This is a genomic window from Cupriavidus sp. FW306-01-F10A (genome assembly GCF_058782785.1).
On record NZ_JBYSYA010000006.1, the window covers coordinates 113450 to 137531 of the forward strand.

Below are 24082 nucleotides of genomic sequence, written 5' to 3' on the forward strand. Positions count from 1 at the left end.
CCTCGTCGGCCGCGCGACGGGCAGAACATACCACGGCAGTCAAGGGCGCGCCAACCGCGCCCGGAACACAAAGAGCAAGCCCAGCATCGCCGCTGCCAGTCCGAGTTGCTGCAGTCCGCCAATCCCCACCGCCCCGCGCTCTCGTTCAACCCACTCGAACCGCGGCGCGTTCCGATATTCATCCGTCGACACACCGCGATAGCTCATGATGCGCGGGACGAAGTACGCGCGCCACTGCACTTCGAAGCGGTCCACCCGTGCCATGAAGCTGGCGTACCGCGGCGCGTCGCTGCCCGCCAGCCGGTCGGCGGCAAGCAGCAGCGACAGCGGCGGCGAGAGCCAGGCCCATCGCTCCGCCTGCGTGAAGCGCACCGCACGCGCGTGGTCGAACGCGGACGCGACCGGCCGGATCCGCGCTGCCTGGTCGAGGTAGCGCGGCATGAAGCTGACCGGCCATGCGTGCTGCCGTGCCGTGGCCGGGGCCCACTGTGGATTGGCCTGATACCACTCTTCCACCAGCTCCGACATCCTGGCTTCCGCGCTCTGCTGCGCCGCGCGGATCTGGACGATTGCCGCCAGCCGTGACGGCATCGGCATCGTGCGATCCGCCAGCGCCGCGACCATCGCAGGCGTGCCGAAGGTGGCGATGGCCCACAGGCCAAGCCCGGCCAGCACCGCCGTGGCGCCGGAACCGGGCAGCAGGTTGAGCGCAGCGCTGGCCGCACTCCAGAACGCGATGAACGCCGTCACGCAAAACAGCCATGCGAGATACGCCGACAGCGTTGCCGCGGGGTCCAGCAGGAATGCCAGCGCGGAAGCGAGCACGGCAATCAGCCAGACCGCGCCCGCCCGAACCGCGATGGCGGCGAACAGCACACGCCCGCCGGCCGCACCCTGCGCCATCGACATCCGCCACGTGCCGTGTTCGCGCTCGCCCTGGACCATGCCTGCGCACAGGCACACCAGCAAGAGCGGCGCCAGCAGCGCGATCGCCGTCGCCAGGTCGAAGGTGCCGTAGCGCTGCAACAGCGGGTTGGCCAGCCGCTCCTCGTTGCGCGCGTCGGTGTGGCGGCTCTCGACAGTGACGCGAATCGACGGCGGCAGCAGGTCCAGCACGCTGCTCGCCAGCGCCAACCCGCCACCTGGCCGCAGCTGCGCCACCGGGGCATCCGACCTGGCGAACCGGAATGCCGCCATCGCGGCCTGCTCCGGAGATGCCGGCGATGCCTTGGCCTGGGCAAGGCGCAATGCCGCCTGCCCGTTTGCTTCCAGCTGCTGCAGCTTTTCATGCCATGCGCGCGCACTGAGACCCGATGCCAGCGCGCACGCGCACAGGGCGGCAGCGAACAGCAGCAGCGCCCAACGGGCACTGCCCGCCGCGCAGAAGCGGCGGCATTGCGCGGCAAGCGCCTGCCTGGTCTGTCTTATGGGGCTCATGGCTGTATCCTGCGAAGAGAGAAGAACAGGCCGGCCACGGCCAGCCCGCACCACCAGAACATGATCGCGATCTCCGGCAACGCTGCCCGCAGCGCGAAGAGCGCCGGCGGCATGGTGTAGGCAAAGGGCCGGATTGCGCGCCAAAGCGCAGCGCCGGCGTACCTGGCATCGAACGAAGTCATGCCGCGCGTGTGGCCGGCATCCCATTCATCGATGACCGTGTTGACGCTGCGCCGATAGCGCTCCGCGGCGGCCTCGTAGTCGCGCTGGTGCGAGAGATCCGTTCCTGCCATCTTCATGGCGAAGTTGCGGACCGCCAGCGTGGGGCTCAGCAGCGCGGCGGCGCGCATCACGTTCTCCTGCGCCGCATAGCGCTGCCACAGCGCATCGAAATGCAGCGCATGGACCCGGTCGGCGTAGGCGTCGCGCTCCAGCCGCCGCAGCGGCGCCGCGCCCACGGGCAGGTCCTCGAGGCGCGTGACGCCATAGCGCGACAGCAGCGCCGCGTCATGGCGTTCGGTGCGGGCCGCCAGGCTGCCGTCGCCCGGCAATCCCTCCGTGTAGTCGCGCTGGATCGCCGCCCAGAACGCTTGCGCCGACGGCAGCGGCACGGCATGCCGCGCACCCGCCGCGCCAATGCCCGGGATCACGAAGACAAAGGCCAGCCACAGGCCCACCAGCACGAACAACGCGCTCCTGCCGTCGGCAACCCAGGCCGACACCGCCAGGCCCAGTCCCACCAGGATCGCGGTGTATAGCAGATAGGCGGCACCCAGGCCCGCGGCCCGCCACCAGACCGCACCATCCAGCGTGCCGCCGGCGCTGGCCGCGATGACCGGGGCCAGCGCCACGGCCAGCGCAAACACGGCAAAGCCCGCGCCCAGCGCCAGGAATTTGCCGGCCACGAGCCTGGCCGGCGCCACGCCGGCGCCGTGCATCATGCGCAGTGTGCCGCGCTGCCGCTCGCCGCTGACGGCATCGAAAGTGACGGCGATCACCAGCAGCGGCAACAGCACCGCGAACACGAAGCCGGCGCTCAGGTCGCCGAAGCGGGTGGATGGCAGCGCATCCTGCGCGGGCTCGAAGCGCGCCACATTGCGCCGGTGCGGCTCCAGCCACAGCGCCTGGCCAAAGTAGTCGCCCAGCCCCGGCTCGATCACCGTCAGCGCGGAGGCCGGCCGGAACACGTACAGGCCGAAGTGCGCGCCGCGATGCGGATGCTTGTCACCCTGGTCGTCCCACTGCTGCCGCGTCGCGGCGGCAACCTGCGCCACCTCGCTGGCGACCGCGGCATGCCGCTGCAGCGAGGCCAGGATGGCGACGGCCAATACCGCGGCGCCGATCGCAAGCAGTGCTGCGAAGCGCCCCTCCCTGGCCATCGCCCTGAATTCCTTCACAACCACGGTCCTGATCATGGCGCAACACCCTGCGCGCGCGCATGGGCCAGGTAGGTTGAGGCCAGTGCCTCGTGGCCGACGGTGGCCGCGTCGAACTCGGCCACCAGCACGCCGGCACGCAGGATGCCGATGCGGTCGGCGAGCTGCCTGGCGTTGAACAGGTCATGCGTGGCCATCAGCACCGCCATGCCCGCGTCCGCCGCTTGCCGGACACGGTTTGCCATGTCATCGGCCGCGGCCGGGTCCAGCCCCGAAGTCGGCTCGTCAAGCAGCAGCAATGACGCGGATTTGGCCTGGGCAATGGCCAGGCCCACCTTCTGGCGCATGCCTTTCGAGTATTTCGCTACGCGCCGGCCGTGCGCGTCGCGGGCCAGCCCCGCGCCGTCCAGCAGCGCCGTAGCCTCGGCGCGCGACAGGCCGATGCCGGCAATCGCACAGAAGTAATCCAGGTTTTCCGCGCCGGACAAGTAGGGATACAGCGCGACGTTCTCGGGCAGGTAGGCGACGCGCCGCCTGACCGCAGCCGGATCGGCAACGGGCGACAGTCCGTCGACCAGCACCGTGCCACCGGCCGGCGGGACAAACCCCAGCGTCACATCGATGGTGGTGGTCTTGCCCGCGCCGTTGCCGCCCAGCAAGGCGTAGACGCAGCCCTTCGGCACGGTAATATTCAGGCCGTCCACAACGCGACGCCCGTCGCGATGGACGACCAGGTCACGAATTTCAAGCATGTCGTGTCTCCGTCGAATACGTCAGAAGAAATAGCGTGCCGCCATGCCGGCTTGCCATTTCGGCTGCGGCGCTACCAGCAGCCCCGCTGCGGACCCATACGCGGCCTCGGTCGAGAACCGGTGCGGCTGCAGCACCGCGAACAGCGACAACTGGTATTGCTTCCAGTCGAGCACCGCGCGCAGGTCGAAGCGCGTGTAGGCCGGCATGAAACGCAGCTGGGTCTGCGGCGTTCCCATGTAGTAGGGAATACCGGTAGTCAGATAGGCATCGGCATTGACGGTCAGCTGCGCGCCCTGCAGCCGCTGGCGGTACTCGGCGCCCAGCTTGAGCTGGTGCCGGGGAACCGACAGCCTGGCCCCCGTGTTGGGCAGCGGGTTGTTCGCTTCGGCCTGGATGATCTGCCCGTAGCTGGCGTAGACCGACACCGGGCGGATGGGCCGCCAGCGGGCCTCCAGCTCATATCCCTTGCGCGTCGTGTCGCCGACCGACTTGAACGATCCGTCCGGCTGCCCCACGATCTCGTCCTCATTCAGCGTGTAGTAGGCTGCTGCGGTCACGGTCAGGTTGTTGGCCGGCGTCGCGGTAAAGCCCACGTCGTAGGATTTCACCTTCGACGGCGACCCGTCATAGACCGTGCCGCCGGGCGCGCCCAGCGGGCCCGTGGCCCCGCTGCTGCTGATCTGCTCCGCGGCGGGCGAACGGAAGCCCTGCGCGACGTTGGCGAACAGGTCGAGCCGGGGCAGCACCGACCAGACCGCGCCGAGCTTGGGCGTGGTGACGCCCGAGAAGTAGTCGGTGCTCGCTGCCGGCAGCTTGCGGTTGACGATGTCGTAGTCGAACCAGTCGCGCCGCAGGCCCGCGGTCAGCTTGACCGCTTCGACCGGCTTGAACTGCCCCTGCACGAACAGCCCGTAGGTGAGCAGGTCGAGCTGCTGCGCGTTGATATAGTTCGCAGTGGGCACGCCACGCACCCAGATCCGGCGCTGCGCGTCCCCCCGGTCGCGGCGCACTTCCGCGCCGACCATGAGCGCGGCCCGGTCTCCGAACGTGAAATTGTTGGCCAGCCGGCCGCCGAAGATATTCCGGTCATCCGAACCCACGGTGTGCTGCACGCTGCTGGTGGCAATGCCACGCTCGCGCTCGAAGGCTTCCCCGTACAACGTCGCATACCAGCCGTCCTCGCCATGCGCCGGGGCGCGATTCAGCGCGAACATCGAACGCTTGCCGCTGCCGAAGCCCGGCAGCCCGTATTGCGTGGAGCGCGGGTCCACCTTGCCGGATTGCAGGTCGCTCAGCAGCAGGTAGCCGGCGGCTGTCGATTCGGAGCGATAGTGGTTGAGCCGCAGGCTGTAGACGCCATCGCCGATCCTGGTCGACAGCTTCCAGAAGAAGTTGTCGCGGTCGGTGCTGCCGTCGTACCGGTAGCTATGGGTGCGGTAGATATCGGCCACGAACAGCGACCGGATCGACTCGGACCCGGGCCGCAAGGCATGGCTGCCTGACAGGACCAGTGTTGCGCGCTTGCCGTTGTACCGGTCGAAGCCGATGCCGATACTGGAGGGCACGTCGCCCGACTGCGTGCTGATCGGCACGGCACCCGCCCGGTTCTGGTCGCCATACAACGCGGACACCGGCCCCTTGACGACGTCGATCTGGCCGATCATGTCCGGGGTCAGCCATTCCAGGAATGCAGGCCCATGTCCGGCGCCGGCCTGGCTGGACGGCATGTTCTGCGGCACCCCGTCCACATAGACTGCGGTGTCGGCGCCGTGCGTGCCCTGGGTGGCGAAGCCGCGCATGCGGAAACCGTTGCCCGTGTCGCCCTGGTCGATGTTGTTGGCCACCACCCCAGGTACACGACGGAACATGTTGGAGATGTCCCGGCCGATATTGATGGTGCCCAACTCGTCGGCGGTGACGACCGAGACCGCGGCCGGCAGGCCGGTGCTGTCCGTGGTCACGAGCTTGCGCTTGCCTTGCAGGCTGGTGTCCTGCGTCGCCACCACGCTGACTTCCGGCAGCACCGTATGCTGGCCTTCGGCAAATGCGGCCTGGCTGAAGACGCCCGACGAGAGCGCGAGCAGTGTCCAGGCCAGGGGGCGCGCGGCACCCGTGTTTTCGTTCTTGTTCATGAGGCCTCGCGGCAGCCCGGCGGTATCCGCTATGGGCACCGGGCTTGCCGTACAAAATTCGGACGTGAGGATGCCGCCCGCCTGGCATGACGCAGCGGACGCGCAATCAGATGTAAGGGAAAGGGATGCGGCCGGGGGTTAGCCGGCGGCGCGGGCCAGCGCCGGTGGCGCGCGCAAGGCGGGCGGAGAGAGGAAGCGGGTACGCCATGTCGGCGCGGCGACATCGACCTGCCGTACCCGTGACAGCAGGCGCAGGATGACGCAGAGCAATTGCACCGCGATGGCGGCGCTGATGAAGAGATGCAACCGGGGCGAGCACCACAGGCAATCGCATTCCGTCGTGCCATCGGCAGGCACGCGGTCCGTGTCGGACGTGTCCGGCGTGGCGGCCGCATCGGGGATTGCGCCTGCGCTTGTGTTCGCCACGACAGCCTCCAACCGCGTTCCCGGTACCGCATGCACGTGCGTCACCGCGGCCCACGCCTGCACTAGCAAGAGCAGGAGCACGGCCCAGATGAGACGAACGATGTTCGCATGCTTACGCATTGATGGAGGCGCTGGCTGTGTCGACCGGCGCCATATTAACGCAACTCAATTGCAATTGTAAGTCGATGCCGCGACATATTGCTGCCGCCCGGCACCACCAGCGGCGGCGCAGGTCTGCCTGTCCTGCAAGCCGCTAAAGACTGCACCGTTCCCGCCGTTAAGCAAGAGTTGGCCAGCGAAGACATTGGCAAGACAGGCAGCCGGCACGCCGGCGCCTGCACTTCTGGGGTGGAAACGGGGGACAGACATGCAAAACCTGGGGATTCGCATACGCCTGGGCGCGGCGTTTGGCGCCATGTGGTCGCTGATGGCGATCGGGATCGCGGTGGCCTTGCCGCGGATGCAGGATGCGGCCGATGCGCGGCGCCTGCTGATCGCGTTGGGCGTGGGTGGGCTATGCCTGGCGGTGGGCGCGGTCTGGGCGCTGGCGCGCAGCATCGAGGCGCCGTTGTCCGAGGCCGTCTACATTGCCGAAACCGTGGCGGCGGGCGACCTCAGCCAGGAGTTCGACACCGAGCGGGGCGGCGAGTTTGGGCGGCTGCTGGGCGGCCTGGGAGAGATGGAAGACATGCTCACCGACCTGGTGACACGCATCCGCGCTTCCACCGATTCGATCACCGCCGCTTCGCACCAGATTGCCGCGGGCAATACCGACCTGTCGCAGCGCACGGAAGAGCAGGCAGCGGCGCTGGAAGAGACCGCGTCGAGCATGGGCGAGCTGACCTCGATGGTGCAGCAGAACACCGAACGCGCGCGCGCCGCCAACGGGCTGGCGGCAACCGCATCGGGCATCGCCGCGCGCGGTGGCGAAGTGGTGGGCAACGTGGTGCAGACCATGTCGGCGATCAGCGCCAGCTCGCGCAAGGTCACGGACATCATCGAAGTGATCGAAGGTATTGCCTTCCAGACCAATATCCTGGCGCTGAACGCGGCGGTGGAAGCCGCGCGCGCGGGTGAGCAGGGGCGCGGCTTTGCCGTGGTGGCCGGCGAGGTGCGCACGCTGGCGCAGCGCAGTGCTTCGGCGGCGCGGGAGATCAAGCAGCTGATCGACGATTCGGTGCAGCAGGTGGACAGCGGCTCGGCACTGGTGGGCCAGGCCGGCGAGACCATGCAGGAGATCGTTCAGGCAGTGGCCAGCGTGACCGGGCTGCTGGGCGAGATCACTGCGGCCTCTGAACAGCAGAGTGCCGGGATTGCGCAGGTCAACGAGGCGGTGGCGCAGATGGACACCGTGACGCAGCAGAATGCGACGCTGGTGGAGCAGGCGGCCAGTGCCTCGCACGAACTGGCGGGCCAGGCCACTGAGCTGCAGCGCGTGGTGGGCGAATTCAAGCTGGATGCGGAACCGGCGTCAGCACAGGCGCCGGGGCATGGCGCATTCAGGCAGGTTGCTGCGTTCGGCTGATGTGGGCAGCGCTGCAGCTGCGGCCATGGCCCGCTGACCGCTTGTTTGCCCCCCTCTCCCGCAAGCGGGAGAGGGGGGCAAACCCGCGGGAGGCAGGAGCCTTCAGCAATTCAAGCCGTCACGCAAGCCGGCAGCACCGCCTGCACCGCCGCCGCAAAGCGCTCGACGATGCGGTCAATATCCTGCGGCGTGCAAATAAACGGCGGTGCGAACAGCACGTGGTCGCCGCGCACGCCGTCGACCGTGCCCCCCATCGGATAGACCAGCAAGCCATTCTGCATCGCGGCGGATTTCAACCGCGCATGCGTCTTCAGCGCCGGATCGAGCGTGGCCTTGCTGTCGCGGTCGGCCACGAACTCCACGCCAACGAACAAGCCGCGTCCACGGACATCACCCAGGTTGGGATGGTCACCCAGCGCCTCGCGCAGCTGTGCGCGCAGTTGCTCGCCGCGGGCCAGCACGTTGGCCAGCAGCTTGTCTTCGGCAATGGTCCGCTGTACCGCCAGTGCCGCGGCGCAGGCAGTCGCATGGCCGATATAGGTGTGGCCATGCTGGAAGAAGCCGCTGCCGCCGACGATGGCGTCGTAGATCCTGCGCGTCGACAGCATCGCGCCGATCGGCTGGTAGCCCGCGCCCAGGCCCTTGGCGATGGTGACGATATCGGGCACCACGCCATCCTCTTCGCACGCGAACAGGTAGCCGGTACGGCCCATGCCTGACATCACCTCATCCAGGATCAGCAGCACACCGTACTTGTCGCACACGGCGCGGATGCGCTTCAGGTAGTCGCCCACCGGCGGCACCGCGCCGGCGGTGGCGCCCACCACGGTTTCGGCGACGAAGGCGGCCACGGTGTCCGGGCCGAGTTCCAGGATCTTCGCTTCCAGCTCGTCGGCCAGGCGCTGTGCGTACTGCGGGTCGGTCTCGCCGGCCTGCTGGTCGCGGTAGGCATAGCACGGCGACACGTGGTGCGCCGGCACCAGCAGCGGCAGGAAGGGCTCGCGCCGCCAGGCGTTGCCGCCGATGGCCAACGCGCCCAGGGTGTTGCCGTGGTAGCTCTGGCGACGCGCGATGAAGTGGCGGCGGCTGGGCTGCCCTACTTCGACGAAATACTGGCGCGCCAGCTTCAGCGCCGACTCCACCGCTTCGGAACCGCCGGAGACAAAGTAGACATGGTCGAGATCGCCAGGCGCGGCCTGCGCCAGCGTCTCGGCCAGCGTTTCCGACACCTCGGTGGTGAAGAACGAGGTATGCGCGTAGGCGATGGTGTCGAGCTGCGCCTTGATCGCCTCGATCACGCGCGGATGGCCGTGCCCCAGGCACGACACGGCGGCGCCGCCGGAGGCGTCGAGATAGCGCCGGCCTTCGCTGTCGATCAGTTCGATGCCCTGCCCGGCAACGGCAACGGGCAGCTTCTGGCGCGGATTGCGATGGAATACGTGGGTCATGATGATGTGGTGGTGGGGCCGCGCGTCAGCGGGGCAAAGCGGAATCGGTGTCGGCGGGGCAGCGCTCCAGCACGCGGCCGGAAAACGCGGGCAGTGCGCTGCCTTCGCTGTCCGTCTGCGTGGACTGTTCCCAGACCCTGGCGCCGTTGACCCAGACGCCGTGGATGCCGGTGCTCAGTTGCAGCGGGTCTTCAAAGGTGGCACGGTCCTGCACCCGGTCCGCATCGAACAGCACCAGGTCGGCAAACGCGCCCGGCACGATCCGGCCGCGGTCCGCCAGCCCGTATTGCTGCGCAGCCAGGCCGGACATCTTGTGGATTGCGGTTTCCAGCGTCATCAGCTGGTCTTCGCGCACCATGCGCGCCAGGATGCGCGGGAAGGTGCCCCACTGGCGCGGATGCGGGCGCGGATCGAAGGGCAGGCCGTCCGAGCCGAAGATGGTCAGCGGAAACTGCGCAATGCGCTCGACGTCGCGCTCATCCATGATGAAATAGATCGCCGCCGCGGGGCGCAGCTTTGCCAAGAGCGCGTCTTCGTCCAGGCCAAGCTCCTGCATCAGCTCGTGGAAGTCGCGGCCGCCCGCGGGCGGGTAGCCGGTGGACCAGGTGACCATGGTGCGCGTGGACTGGCGCACGCGGTCCAGCCGCAGCATGGTCGAGGTCGCGGGATAGGGATGGCAGTCCAGGCACAGCGGCTGCAGGCGCGCGGCGTCGGCCAGCAGCCCGAGGGTTTCGACCGAGCGGCCATGATTGCGCTTGCCCGCGACCTTGTGGTGGGAAAACACCACCGGGCAGCCAAGCGCGCGGCCAATGCGCAGCGCTTCTTCGATCGACGGCACGATGTCGTCGGTCTCGTCGCGCAGGTGGGTGGAATAGACGCCGCCGTGGGTGCGGACCGGCTCGCTCACGGCGATGATCTCGGCTTCGGTGGCGGCTGCCGCGGGCGGATAGAACGTGCCGGTCGAGACACCGAAGGCGCCCGCCTCCATCGCCAGCCTGACCTCGTCCCGCATCGCAGCGATTTCTTCTGCATTGGCGGCCCGGTCCAGTTCCGGCATCGCGCGCACGCGCAACGTCGAATGCCCGAGCAGCGGCACCACGTTGACATTGGCCGGCGTCGCGCGCAGCGCGTCGAGCCACTGCGCGAAGGTATCGAAGCGGAACAGCGCGGGCGGCCCCAGCAGGTCCAGCGGCTGCGGCGGCGCGCTGCTGACCAGCGGTGCCACGCTGATGCCGCAGTTGCCGGTGACCACGGTGGTGATGCCCTGCGACACCTTGGGCGTCATGTCCCGATGCACCAGCAGGTAGCCGTCGTCGTGCGTGTGGGCATCGATAAAGCCCGGTGCCAGCACGCGGCCGGCTGCGTCCACGGTATGTTCCGCGGTCATGTCAGCGCAGTCGCCCACGGCGACGATGCGGTCGCCCGCGACTGCCACATTGGCCACGCGGCGGGCTGCGCCCGTGCCGTCCACGACCGTGGCGTTGCGGAAGATCAGGTCGGCGCGCCGGGGCGCGGCTGGTTGCGATGCCATCGTCAATCCTTGTCTCGTCGGCGGTGTTATTGCGGCGTGATGCCGGCCTGCCTGACCACGGCCGCCCATTTGTCGGTTTCACGCGCGGCATAGCCGGCCAGCGCCTGCGGCGTGCCGCCGACCGTCTCGGCGCCCAGCGCGGCGAACTTGTCCTTGATGGCCGGATCCGCCAGCGCGCGGTTGAAGGCGCCGTTGAGCTTGCCCACCACCCCGGCGGGCGTGCCTTGCGGCGCGACCAGGCCGCCCCAGGCCACCCCTTCGAAACCCGGCACGCCGGACTCCGCGATGGTGGGCAGCGCCGGCAGCAGCGGCGAGCGCGCCAGGCTGGTCACTGCCAGCGGCTTGAGCTTGCCGGCCTTGATCAGCGGCAGGATGGTCGGCATGTTGTCGATCAGCACATTGACCTGGCCGCCCATCACATCGGTGGCGGCCTGCGGGCTGCCCTTGTAGCCGATGTGCGTCCAGGCCAGCCCCGCCTTGTCCGCGAGCAGCTGGCCGGTCAGGTGGCCGGACGTGCCCTGGCCCGGCGAGGCATAGGTGACCTTGTCGGGGTTGGCCTTGACGTAGGCCACCAGCTCGGCAAAGGTCTTCACCGGCATCTCCGGCCTGACCGCGATCACATTCGGCACCTTGAACAGCAGCACCACCGGCACGAAGGCATCGGGCCGGTACGGCAGCTTGCGGAAGGTACTCTTGTTGATCGACAGCGTCACGTTGTTGGCATAGCCGAGCGTGTAGCCGTCAGGCGCGGCGCGTTCCAGTTCGGAGATGCCGATCACGCCCGAGGCGCCGGGCTTGTTGTCTATCACGAACGACTGGCCCAGCGACTTGCCGACTTCGGCGCCCAATGCGCGCATCAGCACGTCAGGACTGCCGCCGGCGGCTGACGGCACCACCAGGCGGATCGGGCGCGACGGATAGCTGTCCGCCACTGCCGGGCCAGCCAGGCCCGCGGCGCCCAGCCACAACAGGGTGGCCATGAGCCGTCGCTTTTGCTGCTGCCTTTGCTCTTGCATCTCGTTATCCCGTTCAGTACCTGGGTTGGACCCGGCTACGCGTTTGCAGTATAGGGGCATGGCCCGAGTCAATGCAACATTTGTTTCTTTAATCATTATTATGAAACAAAACCGATGCGACGCCGGCGCGAATGCCTTTGCCGCAACGGCCCCGAACTCCATGAAACAGTCGTTACAGCCATCGGGGCGTCGCACTGCGGCACAGCCCCTGCGCCTCAAGGAAGCGCGCCGCCGCCAGTGCCTGGCTCTCGAGCCAGGGCGCGGCCACGATCTGGATGCCTGCGGGCAAGCCCTCGCCCGCGCACGGCGCGGCCACCACGGGCAGGCCCGCCAGCGACAACGGCCGGGTCAGGTGCCCGGCATCGGCACGCGGGCGATAGATGCGGCGGGTGCCGTTGACGGTGTCGGCGCCGATCGGCGTGGCCGCATAGGGAGTTGAAGGGGCCAGCAGCAGGTCGACGTCATCGAACAGCGCCAGCAGCCGCTGCCGCCACGCCGACTGGTGCTGGCGCGCGATGTCATACCAGCCGCGCGGCATCGCCAGCCCGGCCAGGATGCGCTGGCGCACGAAGGCGCTGTAGCCGCCATGGCGCACGGAGAATCCCATGGCCTGGTGGTTGCGCCCGACTTCGTAGGCGGAGATTACCGAGGCGGCGTCGCGCGCCGTGTCGGCGTCGGGCAGGTCTATGGTGCGCACCGCGCCAAAGGCCGAAGCCACGCGCAGCACTGCCGCCTGCACCGCGGGCTCGGCAAAATCAGAGAAGCCGCGGCCGAGCACGCCGACGCGCAGCGTCGCGGCACCACGGCCTTGCGGATCAGCAGGCGCGTCCACGCCGAGCATGGCCGCATAGGCAAGCGCGAGGTCACCGGCGCTGCCGGCCATCGGGCCGACCGTATCCAGGCTCTGCGCATACGGCACGCATCCGGCCAGGGACAACCGCCCCGTGGTCGGGCGCAGCCCCCAGATGCCGCAGAACGCTGCCGGGGCGCGGATCGACCCATTGGTATCCGAACCCAGCCCGAACGGCACCACCCCGGCAGCCACCAGCGCCGCGGTGCCGGCCGACGAGCCGCCGGTGATGCGCGACGGATCGAGCGGATTGCGCACCGGACCGCCGATCACGTTCTCGCCGGTGGCGCCGCACGCGTATTCGTCCATCGCCGCCAGCGCAACGGGCACCGCGCCCGCGGCGACCAGCGCCTCGACCGTATCGGCATGGCGCGGTGCCGGCGGCTCCTGCGCGCGTGGCGCGGCGCCGGCCAGCGTGGCGTGGCCGCGCACGTCCAGCAGGTTCTTCACCACGAACGGCACGCCCGCCAGCGGCGGCAGCGGCCGGCCCTGCGCGCGCAGCCGGTCCAGCGCGGCGGCCTGCGCCAGTGCACTGTCCGCCAGCAGCGCCGAGCAGGCATTGAGCGGCGCGGCGGCTTCGGCGCGCTGCAGGGCGTCTTGCACCAGGTCGAGGGCAAGCCGCTCGCCGCTGCGTACCTGCGCGGCCATGGCGGCGGCGATCAGCGTGTCAGCAGCCATGCTGCCCCTCCGCTTGCGCCAGCGCCTGGCGCAGGCCCGCCACCATGGCCGCCATGCCGGCCAGCAGCGCGGCGGCCTGCTCGCAATCCTGAGGTGCCACCGGCACCTGCAGGCTCGCGGCGGCTTGCGCCACCAGGCCGGCGGGAGCGTCGTCGCTTGCTTGTGCCATGGTTGCTTGCGCCATCCCTCAGCTCCGCGATTGCATCAGCTGGCGCGGAATCGCCAGGATCAGCACGGCCGCGGCCAGCATCAGCCCGGCCAGCGCCAGCACGCCCAGCGAGATGCTGCCGGTGCTCTGCTTGATGCCGCCCATCAGCACCGGGCCGATCAGGCCGGCCAGGCTGGCCGCGCTGTTGATCATGGCAATGCCGCCAGCCGCGGCGGTGCCGGCCAGCACGCGGCCCGGCAGGCCCCAGAACATCGACAGCGTGGCCATCAGGCCGGAAATGCCGATAGTCAGGAACACCATCGCCATCACCGTGTTGTGCGGAAACAGCGTGCTCGCCCACATGCCAACGGCGGCCACCAGCAGCGGCAGCGCGGAGTGCAGGCGGCGCTCGCCGGTGCGCTCGGCGTGCGCGGCGTTGACGTTCATCGCCACGCACGCGACCGCATACGGGATCGCCGTCAGCATGGCGATCTCAAGCGGCGACGACATCCCGGTCGACTGGATGATGGTGGGCAGCCAGAACACCAGGCCGTAGTTGCCGATATTGAACAGCAGGCAGATCGCCATCAGCATCCACAGGATCGGCGACTTGAGCGCGGCGATGAAGCGGGTGTTCTTCTTCGCGTTCTCGGTGGTCAGCGTGCGCGTGATGGCGCCCGCTTCGGCCGGCGTGAGCCACGGCGCGGCCTCCGGCGACTCGGGCAGCATGCGCAACAGCAGCAGGCCCAGCACGATGGCCGGCAGCGCCTCGATCAGGAACATCCACTGCCAGCCTTGCAGCCCGTGCAGGTCATGCGTGGCCGACATCAGCGCGCCGGAGATCGGGCCGCCCAGCACCATGCCCAGCGGCATCGCCAGGAACAGGATCGACATGATGCGCGACTGCCGGTCGGCCGGGTACCACTTGTTCAGGTACATCACCGCGGCCGGGAAGAAGCCGGCCTCGGTCACGCCCAGCAGGAAGCGCGCGGCGTAGAACTCCATCGGCGTGGTCACGAACATGGTCGCGGCGGATACCAGCCCCCACAGGATCATGATGGCCGCCATGCTGCGGCGCATGCCGAGCCGGTAGATCAGCAGGCTGCTGGGCACCTGGCACAGCATGTAGCCCCAGAAGAAGATGCCGGCGCCCAGGCCATAGACCACGTCGCTCAGCCCCAGCGCCTGCTGCATCTGCAGCTTGGCGAAGCCGACGTTGACCCGGTCCAGGTAGCTGAAGAAGTAGCACAGCACGATAAACGGCACGATGCGGCGCGTGACCTTGGCGAACGCCGTGGCGGCGGCGTCCGGCAGCAAGGCGGCGTGGCCCGGGGACTGCGGGATGGCTGGCTTGGCCAGGGACATGATGGATCTCCTCCTTGTACAGGCGCGCGGGATCCGGCGCCATGGAGATGCCATCATAGCGGAACATGAAACAAACGTTCCACTAACGTTTACGCTGAAACAAACGGTCTTATTCCTTCAAGTGACGCGGAAGACCCGCCCCAAGAAAAAGGGCGGCAATGCATGCCGCCCTGTGGTGCTGTCAGGCTGGTGTGCGTGGCCTGTCCGCCGCACGCTTGCGCGGGGCCTTGCCGCCGCCTCTTGCCGGCGGCGCTGCCGGCTCGGTGACATCCTGCGAGGCGCCGACCATGGTCAGGGCGTTGCCGTGCTCGTCCAGCGTGACCTCGCCTTCCTCATGGATGTCGCGATGGCTGCCGTCGGGCAGCTGGATGCGGTAGTCGACACTGTACGGCGCCTTGTCGACGATGGCCGCGCGGATGGCCGCCTGCACGCGGGCGCGGTCTTCCTCGACGATCGACGCCAGGTAGCGCTCCATGGTCACCTTGAACGCCTGCGGGGCCCAGCCGAAGATGCGGTAGGCCTCGTCGGTCCAGGCGCAGTCGTCGGTCTGGATATTCCAGTACCAGCCGCCCAGGTGGGCAATCTCCTGCGCCTTGGCCAGCAGCGCCTCGTTCTGGCGCAGCGCAGCCTCGGCGCGGCGCCGCTCGGTGATGTCCAGGCTGACGCCGATCATCTTGACCGGGCGCTGGTCGAAGTCGCGCACCAGCGTGGCCCGCGACGAGATCCAGCGCGTGGTGTCCCCGTGCACGACGCGGAACTCCCACTCGTGCATCTCCTGCGCGCCCAGCGTGCGCGCCAGCACCTCGCGCAGGCGCGCAACGTCGGCCGGATGCACGCAGGCCCAGAAGTCGTCCATGTTGCGGATGTGGCGGCCGAACAGCGTGACGTCGTTGGACGAGTAGGTCAGGCCATCGGTCAGCACGTTCCATTCCCAGGTGACGATGCCCGAGACCTCCTGCGCGAACTTCATGCGCGCCTCGCTCTCCATGATCTCCGCCAGGTGCTTCTGGCGCAGTTCCTTGATGTGCGGGTCAGAGGCGGTGCTGGCCTCCAGGTCGGCGATGGCCTGCTCGCCGTAGCGCAGCCACAGCCAGTTGACGCCCAGGAAGCGCGCCAGCGCGAGCAGCCGCTCGTATTCGATCTCGCCGCCGCGGGTCCACTTGTGCACCGCCGACGGCGATACCGACAGCGCCTCTGCCACCTGCTTGAGCATGATCCTTTTGCCTTCCAGCACCCCCTTCAGGCGCGCGGCAAAAGTGTCTTCCGTCATGGGCATCCCCTCCGCTTTTTTTCAACCGATGGTGAATTGAGTTACTCGAACCTTACACCATCCCAGCAAATCGCGCGAATTGATAGCTACAGACCATCAATTTAGCAGACTTCATCGCTTTTTTGAATTGCGGTACCCCTACGCTCCTCACTAGACTTCATCTCACATCACCAATAGTAATTTAATTAACTATTAGTGAATCGATAAAGCACCGAGACCAACGAGGAGACAACCCCATGCAAGAGACCATCGCCCCCGCCTGCGGCACCACCCCGCCGCTGGCCTATACGCTGCCGGCCCACTACTACACCTCGCAGGAAGTCTTCGAGCAGGAGAAGAAGACCATCTTCGCGCGCAGCTGGGTGTGTGTGATGCACAAGAGCCAGGTGGCCGAGAACAACCAGTACGCCACGGTGAAAGTGGCCGGCGAGAACGTGTTCGTGGTGCGCGGCCGCGACGGCGTGTTGCGCGCGTTCTACAACGTCTGCCCGCACCGCGCCCATGAGCTGTTTGCGGATGGCGCGGGCAAGGCCAAGAACGTGATCACCTGCCCGTACCACGCCTGGTCGTTCGGCCTGGACGGCAAGCTGATCCACGTGCGCAACGCCGAGAACGTGCCGGGCTTCTGCAAGGACAACGCCGGCCTGACGCCGGTGCGCGTGGAAGAGTTCTGCGGCCTGGTCTTCGTCAACCTGGACATGGACGCGAAGCCGCTGGCCGAGCTGGCAGGCAGCCTCAACGACGAGATCCGCGCGCGCTGCCCGGATGTCGACAAGCTGGTGCCGGCGCACAAGCTCAGCTACGAGATGAAGGCCAACTGGAAGGTGGTGGTCGACAACTACCTGGAATGCCTGCACTGCCAGACCGCGCACCCGGCGCTGGTCGAGTCGATCAGGATGGAGACCTACAAGCACGAAGTGCGCGGCCTCTACACCAGCCAGGTCGGCCAGACGCGCTCGGGCAGCGACGCCTTCACCTATGACAGCGACGCCCCCAACACCGACTTCGCCGCCTACTGGCTGTGGCCCAACGTGACGCTGAACGTGCTGCCGGGAGATGGCAACTACGGCGTGTTCTACATGTTCCCGGTGGATGCCGACACCACCATCCAGCACTTCGAGTTCTACTTCCGCGACAGCACGCCCACGGCCGAGCAGGAGCAACTGATCGAGTACTACAAGAACGTGCTCAAGCCCGAAGACCTGAGCATCGTCGAATCGGTGCAGCGCGGCCTGAAGTCGCGCGGCTACCGCAACGGGCAGGGCCCGCTGCTGGTCACCGACGACAAGACCTCCGCCATCGGCGAGCACGGCGTGCAGCATTTCCAGCAGATGGTGCTCGACGCCCTGGCCGCCTGAAACGAACCACCGAACCGGAACCGCAGCAATGATCCAGACCCAGCTCTATATCGACGGCCAGTGGCAGTCGCCCATCGACCAAGGCACGCGCGCCATCCTGAGCCCCGCCGACGAGTCCGTGATCGCCCAGGCCGCCGAAGCCACCCGCGCCGACGCGCGCCTGGCCATCGCCGCTGCGCGCAAGGCCTTCGACGGCCCGTGGCGCCAGACGACGATCCGTGACCGCGCCAGGCTGCTGAACAAGATCGCCGAACTGATCGACCGCGACGCCGGGAAGCTCGCCCACCTGGAGTCGCTCAACACCGGCAAGACGCTGACCGAGAGCCGGACCGACATGGGCGATATCGCCGCCACCTTCCGCTACTTCGCGGGGCTGGTCGCATCCGAGTCGGGCGCGGTCAACGAAGCCCCGCACCATGTGATCAGCCGCACGCTGCGCGAGCCGGTTGGCGTGTGCGGCCTGATCACGCCGTGGAACTACCCGCTGCTGCAGGCCGCATGGAAGATCGCGCCCGCGCTGGGCGCAGGCAATACCGTGGTGATCAAGCCCAGCAACCTGACGCCGCTGACCACGCACCACTTCACGCAACTGGTGGCCGAGCTGGACCTGCCGCCCGGTGTGTTCAACCTGGTGACCGGCGGCGCCGAAGTCGGCGCCGAGCTGGCCGAGAGCCTGGACGTGGACCTGGTCTCGTTCACCGGCGGCGCCTATGCCGGCGAGAGCATCATGAAGGCCGCCACCGGCAACTTCAAGCGCATCGGCCTGGAGCTGGGCGGCAAGAACCCGAACATCGTCTTTGCCGATGCCGACCTGGACGCAGCGGTGGATTACGCGCTCAATGCCGCGTTCTTCCACGCCGGGCAGGTCTGCTCCGCCGGCTCGCGCCTGATGATCGAGGACAGCATCTATGATGCATTCATCAGCCGGCTGGCCGAGCGCCTGCCGCGCATCGTGATCGGCAACGGCTTCCACGGCGAGACCCAGATGGGCCCGGTGCAGTCGGCGCAACAGCACGAGAAGATCCTGGGCATGGTGCAGGCCGGCATTGCCGAGGGCGCACGGCTGGTTCACGGCGGCAAGCGGCCGGCGGGCGACGTCTTCAAGAAGGGCTACTGGCTGGAACCGACGCTGCTGGCCGACGTGACGGCAGACATGAAGATTGCGAAGGAGGAGATTTTCGGGCCGGTGATCACGGCCGAGCGCTTCCGCTCCGAGGAAGAAGTACTGCGTGCCGCCAACGACACCCCGTACGGCCTGGCCGGCGCGGTCTGGACCCGCGACCTCGACAAGGCCAACCGGATGTCGCGCGGCCTGCGCTTCGGCACGGTGTGGGTCAACGACTACCACCCGTACTTCCCGGAAGCGCCGTGGGGCGGCTACAAGGCGAGCGGCATCGGCCGCGAGCTGGCCCGCGTCGGCCTGGACGAGTACACCGAACTCAAGCACAGCTATATCAACCTGGCCCCCAAGGCGATGGGCTGGTTTGGCGCCTGAGCGCAGCTGACTTCGCAATCGCGTGCGCGGCAGGCCCGCCCCCGGGCGCCACGCACGGCGTCAAGCAAACAAGGAGATTGCACCATGCAGGCAATCCATGAGTACGACTACATCATCGTCGGCGCGGGCTCGGCCGGCTGCGTGCTGGCCGCGCGGCTGACCGAGGATGCCGATGTCTCGGTGCTGCTGCTGGAAGCCGGCGGCCCCGACTGGCGCCTGGACTGGCGCACCCAGATGCCGGCCGCGCTGGCGTATCCGCTGCAGGGCACGACTTACAACTGGGCCTACGTGACCGAGCCCGAGCCGCATATGAACAACCGGCGCATGACGCAGGGCCGCGGCAAGGGGCTGGGCGGTTCGTCGCTGATCAACGGCATGGTCTATATCCGCGGCAACGCGATGGACTACGACGGCTGGGCAGAAAACAAGTCGCTGGAGAACTGGAGCTACGCCGACTGCCTGCCCTACTTCCGCAAGGCCGAGACCTATGACAAGGGCGCCAACGACTACCACGGCGGCAACGGCCCGCTGCACGTGACCACGCCCAAGGCCGATATCAGCCCGCTGTTCCGCGCCTTTATCAAGGCCGGCGAGCAGGCCGGCTATGGCCAGACCGATGACCTGAACGGCTACAAGCAGGAAGGCTTCGGCCCGATGGACCGCACCACCACCGCGCGCGGGCGCCGCTGCAGCACCTCGCTGGCCTATCTGGACCAGGCCAAGGACCGGCCCAACCTGACCGTGCATACGCGCGCGCTGGCGGACCGCATCCTGTTCTCCGGCCAGCGCGCCATCGGCGTCTCGTACATCCAGGGCGACCATGTGCGCGAAGCGCGTGCGCGCCGGGAAGTGATCGTCAGCAACGGCGCGATCGCCTCGCCGCAACTGCTGCTGCGCTCGGGCGTGGGCAATGCGGACGAGCTGCGCGCATTTGGCATCGAGTCGGTGGCAGACCTGAAGGGCGTCGGCGAGAACCTGCAGGACCACCTCGAGATGTACCTGCAGTACGAATGCACCAAGCCCGTATCGCTATACCCGGCGCTGAAGTGGTGGAACAAGCCCGCGATCGGCATCGAATGGTACCTGCGCGGCACCGGCACCGCGGCCTCCAACCACTTCGAGGCGGGCGGCTTTATCCGCAGCAGCGATGACTTTGCCTGGCCCAACCTGCAGTACCACTTCATCCCGCTGGCGATGAACTACGACGGCAGCAACCCGGTGCAGTCGCATGGCTTCCAGTGCCATGTGGGCTCGATGCGCTCGCCCAGCACCGGCTTTGTCAAGCTGGCCAGCCGCGACCCGCGCGTGAAGCCGCGCCTGTTGTTCAACTACATGGCGCACGACGTCGACTGGCGCGAGTTCCGCGCCGCGGTGCGCCTGACGCGCGAGATCATCGGTCAGCAGGCGCTGGACCAGTTCCGCGGCCGCGAGATCAAGCCCGGCATGATGATCCAGAGCGATGCCGAAATCGACGCCTTCGTGCGCGAGCATGCCGAGACCGCGCTGCACCCGTCCTGCACCTGCAAGATGGGCGACGCTTCCGACCCGATGGCGGTGGTCGACAACCAGGGCCGCGTGCACGGGCTGTCGGGCCTGCGCGTGGTCGATGCCTCGATCATGCCGAAGATCATCACCGGCAACCTGAACGCGCCCACCATCATGATGGCCGAGAAGCTGGCCGACGTGATCCGCGGCCGCGCACCGCTGCAACGCTCGACGGCGCCTTACTACAAGGCCGCCACCGCGCGTGGCGGGGCGCAGGCAGACGCGGTGCGGCATCCGCCAGCCACTGCGCGAATGCCGATGCCGATGCCCGCCTGACCAGGCGGCGCGGCGCGCGGGCTTCCCGCCAGAACCCCTGACCGACGCATGTGCTGCCGGGACTTCGGTCCCCGGCGGGCAGCGTGCGTCCGGTCGGCGCGCCGCGCACCCACACCACAAAGCCGGCTACCCAGAACAAACCCAGACCGGCTGCAAGGAGGAGACTTCCATGCTGCGCAAATGCTTTGCTTCAAAACGGGCCCTGCAAGGCGCCCTGCCCCTGCTGCTGTGCCAGGCGCTGAGCGCGCAGGCGCAGACCAGTGCCGGGGCCGAAACCACGCTGGCCGTGGCGCCGGTGCCGCAGGTCACGGCAACCGTGCCGCCGGCCGAGGCTGCATCGCCAGCGCCGCTGAGCGCCAACCTGACCCTGACATCGCAATACGTATCGCGCGGCTTCCGCCAGACCTGGGGCAGGCCTGCGGTGCAGGGCGGCATCGACTACGCCCACCCGAGCGGCTTTTCCGCGGGTACGTGGATGTCGAGCATCAGCGACAAGTTCATCGAGGGCGGCACCGTCGAATGGGATCTGTATGCCGGCTACACCGGCACCGTCGGCGATCTCACCTATGCCGGGCAGGTCTACTACTACCTGTACCCGGGCGCGAAACTGCAGTACGCGCAGACCAAGTACAACTACGGCGAGGCCGTCGCGTCGCTGACGTACAAGTGGTTCAACGTCAAGTACTGGCTGACCTATACGCCCGACTACTTCGGCTACAACAGCGCCTCGCTGCTCGCCGGCAATGACCTGCACAGCCGCGGCTCCGGCTATCTGGATATCAACGGCACCTTCGACCTGGGCCATGGCGTCACGCTGCTGCTGCACTACGGCCAGGAGCGCGTGCGCAACTTTGCCGCCTACAACTTCCGCGACGTGCGCGTGGCGCTGTCCAAGGCCTTCGAGGGCGGCTGGACCGTGACCGGCGCCTATACCCGCGGCTGGGGACGCACCGACGTCTACGACAAGTACACCACCGGGGCGCTGGATTCGTCCGGCAACCCGTCCGTTTCCAACCCGCTGAAAAGCACGTTCCTGGTCTCGGTGACCAAGACGTTCTGACGGCAATCTTCAACCGCTGTTTTACCGCTTCCTACCACCATGGCCTCCCTGGGTCTTACCGACGCGACCGGACTTGTCGGCGTTGCCGCCTACGTTGCCGCGCATTTTGCCGTGCAGGTCCTGCACAAATCCCCGACCGGCAGGCTGGCCGTCGTCCTCAACGTGATCGGGCCGAGCTGCATCCTGATCTCGCTGACCGGCGCCTTCAACCTGGCGTCGTTCCTGACCCAGTGCTTCTGGCTGGGGCTGACGCTGCTGGGCTGGTGGCGCAACCGGCGGGCGGGGCATGCGGTGGTGGAAACGCTGGGCGGACCGCGCCCGGGACAGCCCGTGCAGCAGTAACAAAGAGGCGGCCAGGGCGCTTGGCAACGACGATACAAAACTTCCGTTGCCTTGGCTCCCAGCCGTTTCTATACTCACCCCGAAACACCATTGGTAATCTAATTAACCTATGGTGAATCAACAAGAAACCCGCATGCCTGAGACCCGTAACGGGCCGCATGGCAACCCCGGGATGACAACAGGAGACAAGGATGAGAAACGCCCCCAGAATCCCCGCCAGACATTCCCGACCGTCGTAACCCCGGCAGGCAGTACCGCAACGTACCCACCCAGACCGCAGACGGCAGACCGTGACGGAGCGCAGCTCCAGATAAACGGCAACCCGGGAAGCAAGGAGACATCGTGTATTCACAGAAAGACGTGCTGTCGATCGGCGCGCAGGCGCCGATCGCCCCCGCCCAATCGCAGCAGCAAACCCAATCGCATGAACTGCAGCGCACCCTGACCTGGAAGGATGCCTTCTGGGTCACCAGCGGCGTGCCCGCGGGCGTGCTCTTCACCATCGGCGGCGTGTCCGCCACCATCGGCAACCCGGCCTGGGTGATCTGGATCCTCGCCATCCTGGTCGGCTTTGCGCAGTGCTTCGTCTATGCCGAGATCTCGGGCCTGTATCCGCACAAGTCCGGCGGCGCCTCGGTGTATGGCGCGCTCGGCTGGGTGCGCTACAGCAAGTTTGTCGCACCGGTCTCGGTGTGGTGCAACTGGGTGGCCTGGTCGCCGATGCTGGCGCTGGGCACCAGCCTCGCCGCCGGCTACATGCTGAGCGCGCTGTTCCCGCCCGATTCGGTCATCAACACCTGGCAACTGACGCTGGTGGACCTGGGCTTTGTCAGCAAGGGCCTGACGCTGCGGGTGAACTCCACCTTCATCCTGGCCACCGCCTTCCTGCTGGTCACCTTCAAGCTGCAGCACAGCGGCGCTTCCGCCGCGGCCACCACGCAGCGGATCCTGGGCATTGCCTCGCTGACGCCGCTGGTGCTGATCGCGCTGGTGCCGATGTTCACCGGCGACATGCCGTCCACCAACTTCCTGCCGCTGCTGCCGCTGACCCATGACGCCGCAGGCGCCCCGGTGCTGGGCGGCTGGAACGCCGCCGGCATCAGCACCGCCATGGGCGCGATGTTCCTGGCGTGCTGGTCGACCTTCGGCTTCGAGACCGCGGTCTGCTACACGCGCGAGTTCAAGGATCCGCAGAAGGACACCTTCAAGGCGATCTTCTGGTCCGGCGTGCTGTGCCTGTTCATGTTCATCGCGGTGCCGATCGCGTTCCAGGGCTCGCTGGGCCTGTCGGGCATGCTGGAACCGGCCATCGTCGACGGCTCCGGCGTGGGCGCGGCCATGGCCAGGTTCGTCGGCGGCGGCGCGGTGGTGTTCAACGTGATCGTGGTGATGCTGGTGCTGGCGATCCTGCTGATCGTGATGACCTCGATGATGGGTTCGTCGCGCACGCTGTACCAGGCCTCGGTCGACGGCTGGCTGCCGCGCTACCTCTCGCACGTGAACGAGCACGGCTCGCCCACGCGCGCGATGTGGACTGATCTGGTGTTCAACCTGTTCCTGCTGCTGATGTCGAACTACATGGCGGTGCTGTCGATCAGCAACGTCTGCTACATGATCTTCGTGTTCCTGAACCTGCAGTCGGGCTGGATCCACCGCATGGACCGCCCGGACTGGGCCCGCCCGTACAAGTGCAAGAACTGGCTGCTGGCACTGGGCGCGTTCTTCGGCTTCTTCGACCTGGCCTTCGTCGGCGCCGGCGCCAACTTCCAGGGCGAGCACACGCTGCGCAACGGCCTGATCGCCGCGCTGCTGATCGTGCCGGTGTTCGTGTACCGCCACTACATCCAGGACAAGGGCCGCTTCCCCGAGTCGATGCGCCGCGACATGGAGCTGCCCAATGCGCGCGCCGGCGTACTGCCCTACGTGGCGCTGGTCGTCGGCGGGCTGGTGGTGTGGATCGCTGCCAAGCTGACGGTGATCACCTGACGGCTCCGGCAGGCCGGCCCGATGCCGGCCTGCCCCCCTTTCCCGATTTCCCTGCTTTTCCTGAA

The 24082-nt window shown here is 67.7% G+C and carries 19 protein-coding genes; 7 read left to right on the plus strand and 12 right to left on the minus strand.

Going from position 1 to position 24082, the window contains the following annotated elements:
* Positions 1 to 39 precede the first annotated feature (39 nt).
* The 5 genes from AC3WLF_RS11125 to AC3WLF_RS11145 all read right to left on the minus strand — a co-directional run bounded on the left by AC3WLF_RS11125 (position 40) and on the right by AC3WLF_RS11145 (position 6244).
* The gene (locus AC3WLF_RS11125) at positions 40 to 1437 is read right to left on the minus strand and encodes a DUF3526 domain-containing protein (RefSeq protein ID WP_492358270.1); all 1398 of its coding nucleotides are present in this window, start codon (positions 1435 to 1437) and stop codon (positions 40 to 42) included.
* Entirely contained in the window at positions 1434 to 2852 is a 1419-nt protein-coding gene (locus AC3WLF_RS11130; protein WP_492358212.1) for an ABC transporter permease, read from the minus strand. The genes AC3WLF_RS11125 and AC3WLF_RS11130 overlap by 4 nt, the downstream gene beginning before the upstream one ends.
* Positions 2849 to 3565, minus strand: a complete 717-nt coding sequence (locus AC3WLF_RS11135; RefSeq protein ID WP_492317239.1) for an ABC transporter ATP-binding protein — start codon at positions 3563 to 3565, stop codon at positions 2849 to 2851. Before AC3WLF_RS11135 ends, AC3WLF_RS11130 begins: the two co-directional genes overlap by 4 nt.
* Before the next feature lie 21 nt (positions 3566 to 3586).
* The gene (locus AC3WLF_RS11140; RefSeq protein ID WP_492358213.1) at positions 3587 to 5698 is read right to left on the minus strand and encodes a TonB-dependent receptor; all 2112 of its coding nucleotides are present in this window, start codon (positions 5696 to 5698) and stop codon (positions 3587 to 3589) included.
* 138 nt (positions 5699 to 5836) lie between these two features.
* A complete protein-coding gene (locus tag AC3WLF_RS11145) occupies positions 5837 to 6244 on the minus strand; it encodes a DUF2946 family protein (protein WP_492358214.1) in 408 nt (135 codons plus the stop codon).
* A gap of 247 nt (positions 6245 to 6491) precedes the next feature.
* Between AC3WLF_RS11145 and AC3WLF_RS11150 the strand changes: the two genes are divergently transcribed.
* Positions 6492 to 7649 (plus strand): methyl-accepting chemotaxis protein, encoded by a 1158-nt coding sequence (locus tag AC3WLF_RS11150; protein ID WP_492358215.1) that lies wholly within the window; start codon positions 6492 to 6494, stop codon positions 7647 to 7649.
* A 110-nt stretch (positions 7650 to 7759) separates the two neighbouring features.
* On the opposite strand, the gene AC3WLF_RS11155 is transcribed toward AC3WLF_RS11150, so the two are convergent.
* The 7 genes from AC3WLF_RS11155 to AC3WLF_RS11185 form a co-directional block, all read right to left on the minus strand.
* Positions 7760 to 9097, minus strand: a complete 1338-nt coding sequence (locus tag AC3WLF_RS11155; RefSeq protein ID WP_492352368.1) for an aspartate aminotransferase family protein — start codon at positions 9095 to 9097, stop codon at positions 7760 to 7762.
* Positions 9098 to 9122: 25 nt separating this feature from the next.
* Positions 9123 to 10628: an N-acyl-D-amino-acid deacylase family protein gene (locus AC3WLF_RS11160; RefSeq protein WP_492317234.1), complete on the minus strand. Its 1506-nt coding sequence runs from the start codon at positions 10626 to 10628 to the stop codon at positions 9123 to 9125.
* A 26-nt stretch (positions 10629 to 10654) separates the two neighbouring features.
* Positions 10655 to 11608: a Bug family tripartite tricarboxylate transporter substrate binding protein gene (locus AC3WLF_RS11165; protein ID WP_492317233.1), complete on the minus strand. Its 954-nt coding sequence runs from the start codon at positions 11606 to 11608 to the stop codon at positions 10655 to 10657.
* Positions 11609 to 11816: 208 nt separating this feature from the next.
* Entirely contained in the window at positions 11817 to 13172 is a 1356-nt protein-coding gene (locus tag AC3WLF_RS11170) for an AtzE family amidohydrolase (protein ID WP_492358216.1), read from the minus strand.
* Positions 13162 to 13341 (minus strand): hypothetical protein, encoded by a 180-nt coding sequence (locus AC3WLF_RS11175; protein WP_492317231.1) that lies wholly within the window; start codon positions 13339 to 13341, stop codon positions 13162 to 13164. Before AC3WLF_RS11175 ends, AC3WLF_RS11170 begins: the two co-directional genes overlap by 11 nt.
* Positions 13342 to 13359: 18 nt before the next feature.
* Positions 13360 to 14685: an MFS transporter gene (locus AC3WLF_RS11180; protein ID WP_492317230.1), complete on the minus strand. Its 1326-nt coding sequence runs from the start codon at positions 14683 to 14685 to the stop codon at positions 13360 to 13362.
* Positions 14686 to 14866: 181 nt separating this feature from the next.
* Positions 14867 to 15955 (minus strand): helix-turn-helix domain-containing protein, encoded by a 1089-nt coding sequence (locus AC3WLF_RS11185; protein ID WP_492358217.1) that lies wholly within the window; start codon positions 15953 to 15955, stop codon positions 14867 to 14869.
* Between the two features lie 236 nt (positions 15956 to 16191).
* Between AC3WLF_RS11185 and AC3WLF_RS11190 the strand changes: the two genes are divergently transcribed.
* The 6 genes from AC3WLF_RS11190 (at position 16192) to AC3WLF_RS11215 (ending at position 24017) form a co-directional block, all read left to right on the plus strand.
* Positions 16192 to 17313 (plus strand): aromatic ring-hydroxylating oxygenase subunit alpha, encoded by a 1122-nt coding sequence (locus AC3WLF_RS11190; RefSeq protein WP_492317228.1) that lies wholly within the window; start codon positions 16192 to 16194, stop codon positions 17311 to 17313.
* Between the two features lie 28 nt (positions 17314 to 17341).
* Entirely contained in the window at positions 17342 to 18808 is a 1467-nt protein-coding gene (locus AC3WLF_RS11195; protein WP_492317227.1) for an aldehyde dehydrogenase family protein, read from the plus strand.
* 84 nt (positions 18809 to 18892) lie between these two features.
* Complete coding sequence (betA, locus tag AC3WLF_RS11200; RefSeq protein WP_492317226.1) at positions 18893 to 20629, plus strand: choline dehydrogenase; 1737 nt, start codon at positions 18893 to 18895, stop codon at positions 20627 to 20629.
* Between the two features lie 169 nt (positions 20630 to 20798).
* Positions 20799 to 21689, plus strand: coding sequence for a TorF family putative porin (locus tag AC3WLF_RS11205; RefSeq protein WP_492317225.1), 891 nt, complete (start codon positions 20799 to 20801; stop codon positions 21687 to 21689).
* A 39-nt stretch (positions 21690 to 21728) separates the two neighbouring features.
* Positions 21729 to 22031 (plus strand): CBU_0592 family membrane protein, encoded by a 303-nt coding sequence (locus AC3WLF_RS11210; RefSeq protein ID WP_010811003.1) that lies wholly within the window; start codon positions 21729 to 21731, stop codon positions 22029 to 22031.
* A gap of 363 nt (positions 22032 to 22394) precedes the next feature.
* Positions 22395 to 24017, plus strand: coding sequence for a trimethylamine N-oxide permease (locus AC3WLF_RS11215; protein WP_492317433.1), 1623 nt, complete (start codon positions 22395 to 22397; stop codon positions 24015 to 24017).
* Positions 24018 to 24082: the final 65 nt, after the last annotated feature.

Bases quoted from the DNA above. Each gene is read 5' to 3' on its own strand.
- AC3WLF_RS11125 (WP_492358270.1), bottom strand. From the start codon at position 1,437: ATGAGCCCCATAAGACAGACCAGGCAGGCGCTTGCCGCGCAATGCCGC.
- AC3WLF_RS11130 (WP_492358212.1), bottom strand. From the start codon at position 2,852: ATGATCAGGACCGTGGTTGTGAAGGAATTCAGGGCGATGGCCAGGGAG.
- AC3WLF_RS11135 (WP_492317239.1), bottom strand. From the start codon at position 3,565: ATGCTTGAAATTCGTGACCTGGTCGTCCATCGCGACGGGCGTCGCGTT.
- AC3WLF_RS11140 (WP_492358213.1), bottom strand. From the start codon at position 5,698: ATGAACAAGAACGAAAACACGGGTGCCGCGCGCCCCCTGGCCTGGACA.
- AC3WLF_RS11145 (WP_492358214.1), bottom strand. From the start codon at position 6,244: ATGCGTAAGCATGCGAACATCGTTCGTCTCATCTGGGCCGTGCTCCTG.
- AC3WLF_RS11150 (WP_492358215.1), top strand. From the start codon at position 6,492: ATGCAAAACCTGGGGATTCGCATACGCCTGGGCGCGGCGTTTGGCGCC.
- AC3WLF_RS11155 (WP_492352368.1), bottom strand. From the start codon at position 9,097: ATGACCCACGTATTCCATCGCAATCCGCGCCAGAAGCTGCCCGTTGCC.
- AC3WLF_RS11160 (WP_492317234.1), bottom strand. From the start codon at position 10,628: ATGGCATCGCAACCAGCCGCGCCCCGGCGCGCCGACCTGATCTTCCGC.
- AC3WLF_RS11165 (WP_492317233.1), bottom strand. From the start codon at position 11,608: ATGGCCACCCTGTTGTGGCTGGGCGCCGCGGGCCTGGCTGGCCCGGCA.
- AC3WLF_RS11170 (WP_492358216.1), bottom strand. From the start codon at position 13,172: ATGGCTGCTGACACGCTGATCGCCGCCGCCATGGCCGCGCAGGTACGC.
- AC3WLF_RS11175 (WP_492317231.1), bottom strand. From the start codon at position 13,341: ATGGCACAAGCAAGCGACGACGCTCCCGCCGGCCTGGTGGCGCAAGCC.
- AC3WLF_RS11180 (WP_492317230.1), bottom strand. From the start codon at position 14,685: ATGTCCCTGGCCAAGCCAGCCATCCCGCAGTCCCCGGGCCACGCCGCC.
- AC3WLF_RS11185 (WP_492358217.1), bottom strand. From the start codon at position 15,955: ATGACGGAAGACACTTTTGCCGCGCGCCTGAAGGGGGTGCTGGAAGGC.
- AC3WLF_RS11190 (WP_492317228.1), top strand. From the start codon at position 16,192: ATGCAAGAGACCATCGCCCCCGCCTGCGGCACCACCCCGCCGCTGGCC.
- AC3WLF_RS11195 (WP_492317227.1), top strand. From the start codon at position 17,342: ATGATCCAGACCCAGCTCTATATCGACGGCCAGTGGCAGTCGCCCATC.
- betA (WP_492317226.1), top strand. From the start codon at position 18,893: ATGCAGGCAATCCATGAGTACGACTACATCATCGTCGGCGCGGGCTCG.
- AC3WLF_RS11205 (WP_492317225.1), top strand. From the start codon at position 20,799: ATGCTGCGCAAATGCTTTGCTTCAAAACGGGCCCTGCAAGGCGCCCTG.
- AC3WLF_RS11210 (WP_010811003.1), top strand. From the start codon at position 21,729: ATGGCCTCCCTGGGTCTTACCGACGCGACCGGACTTGTCGGCGTTGCC.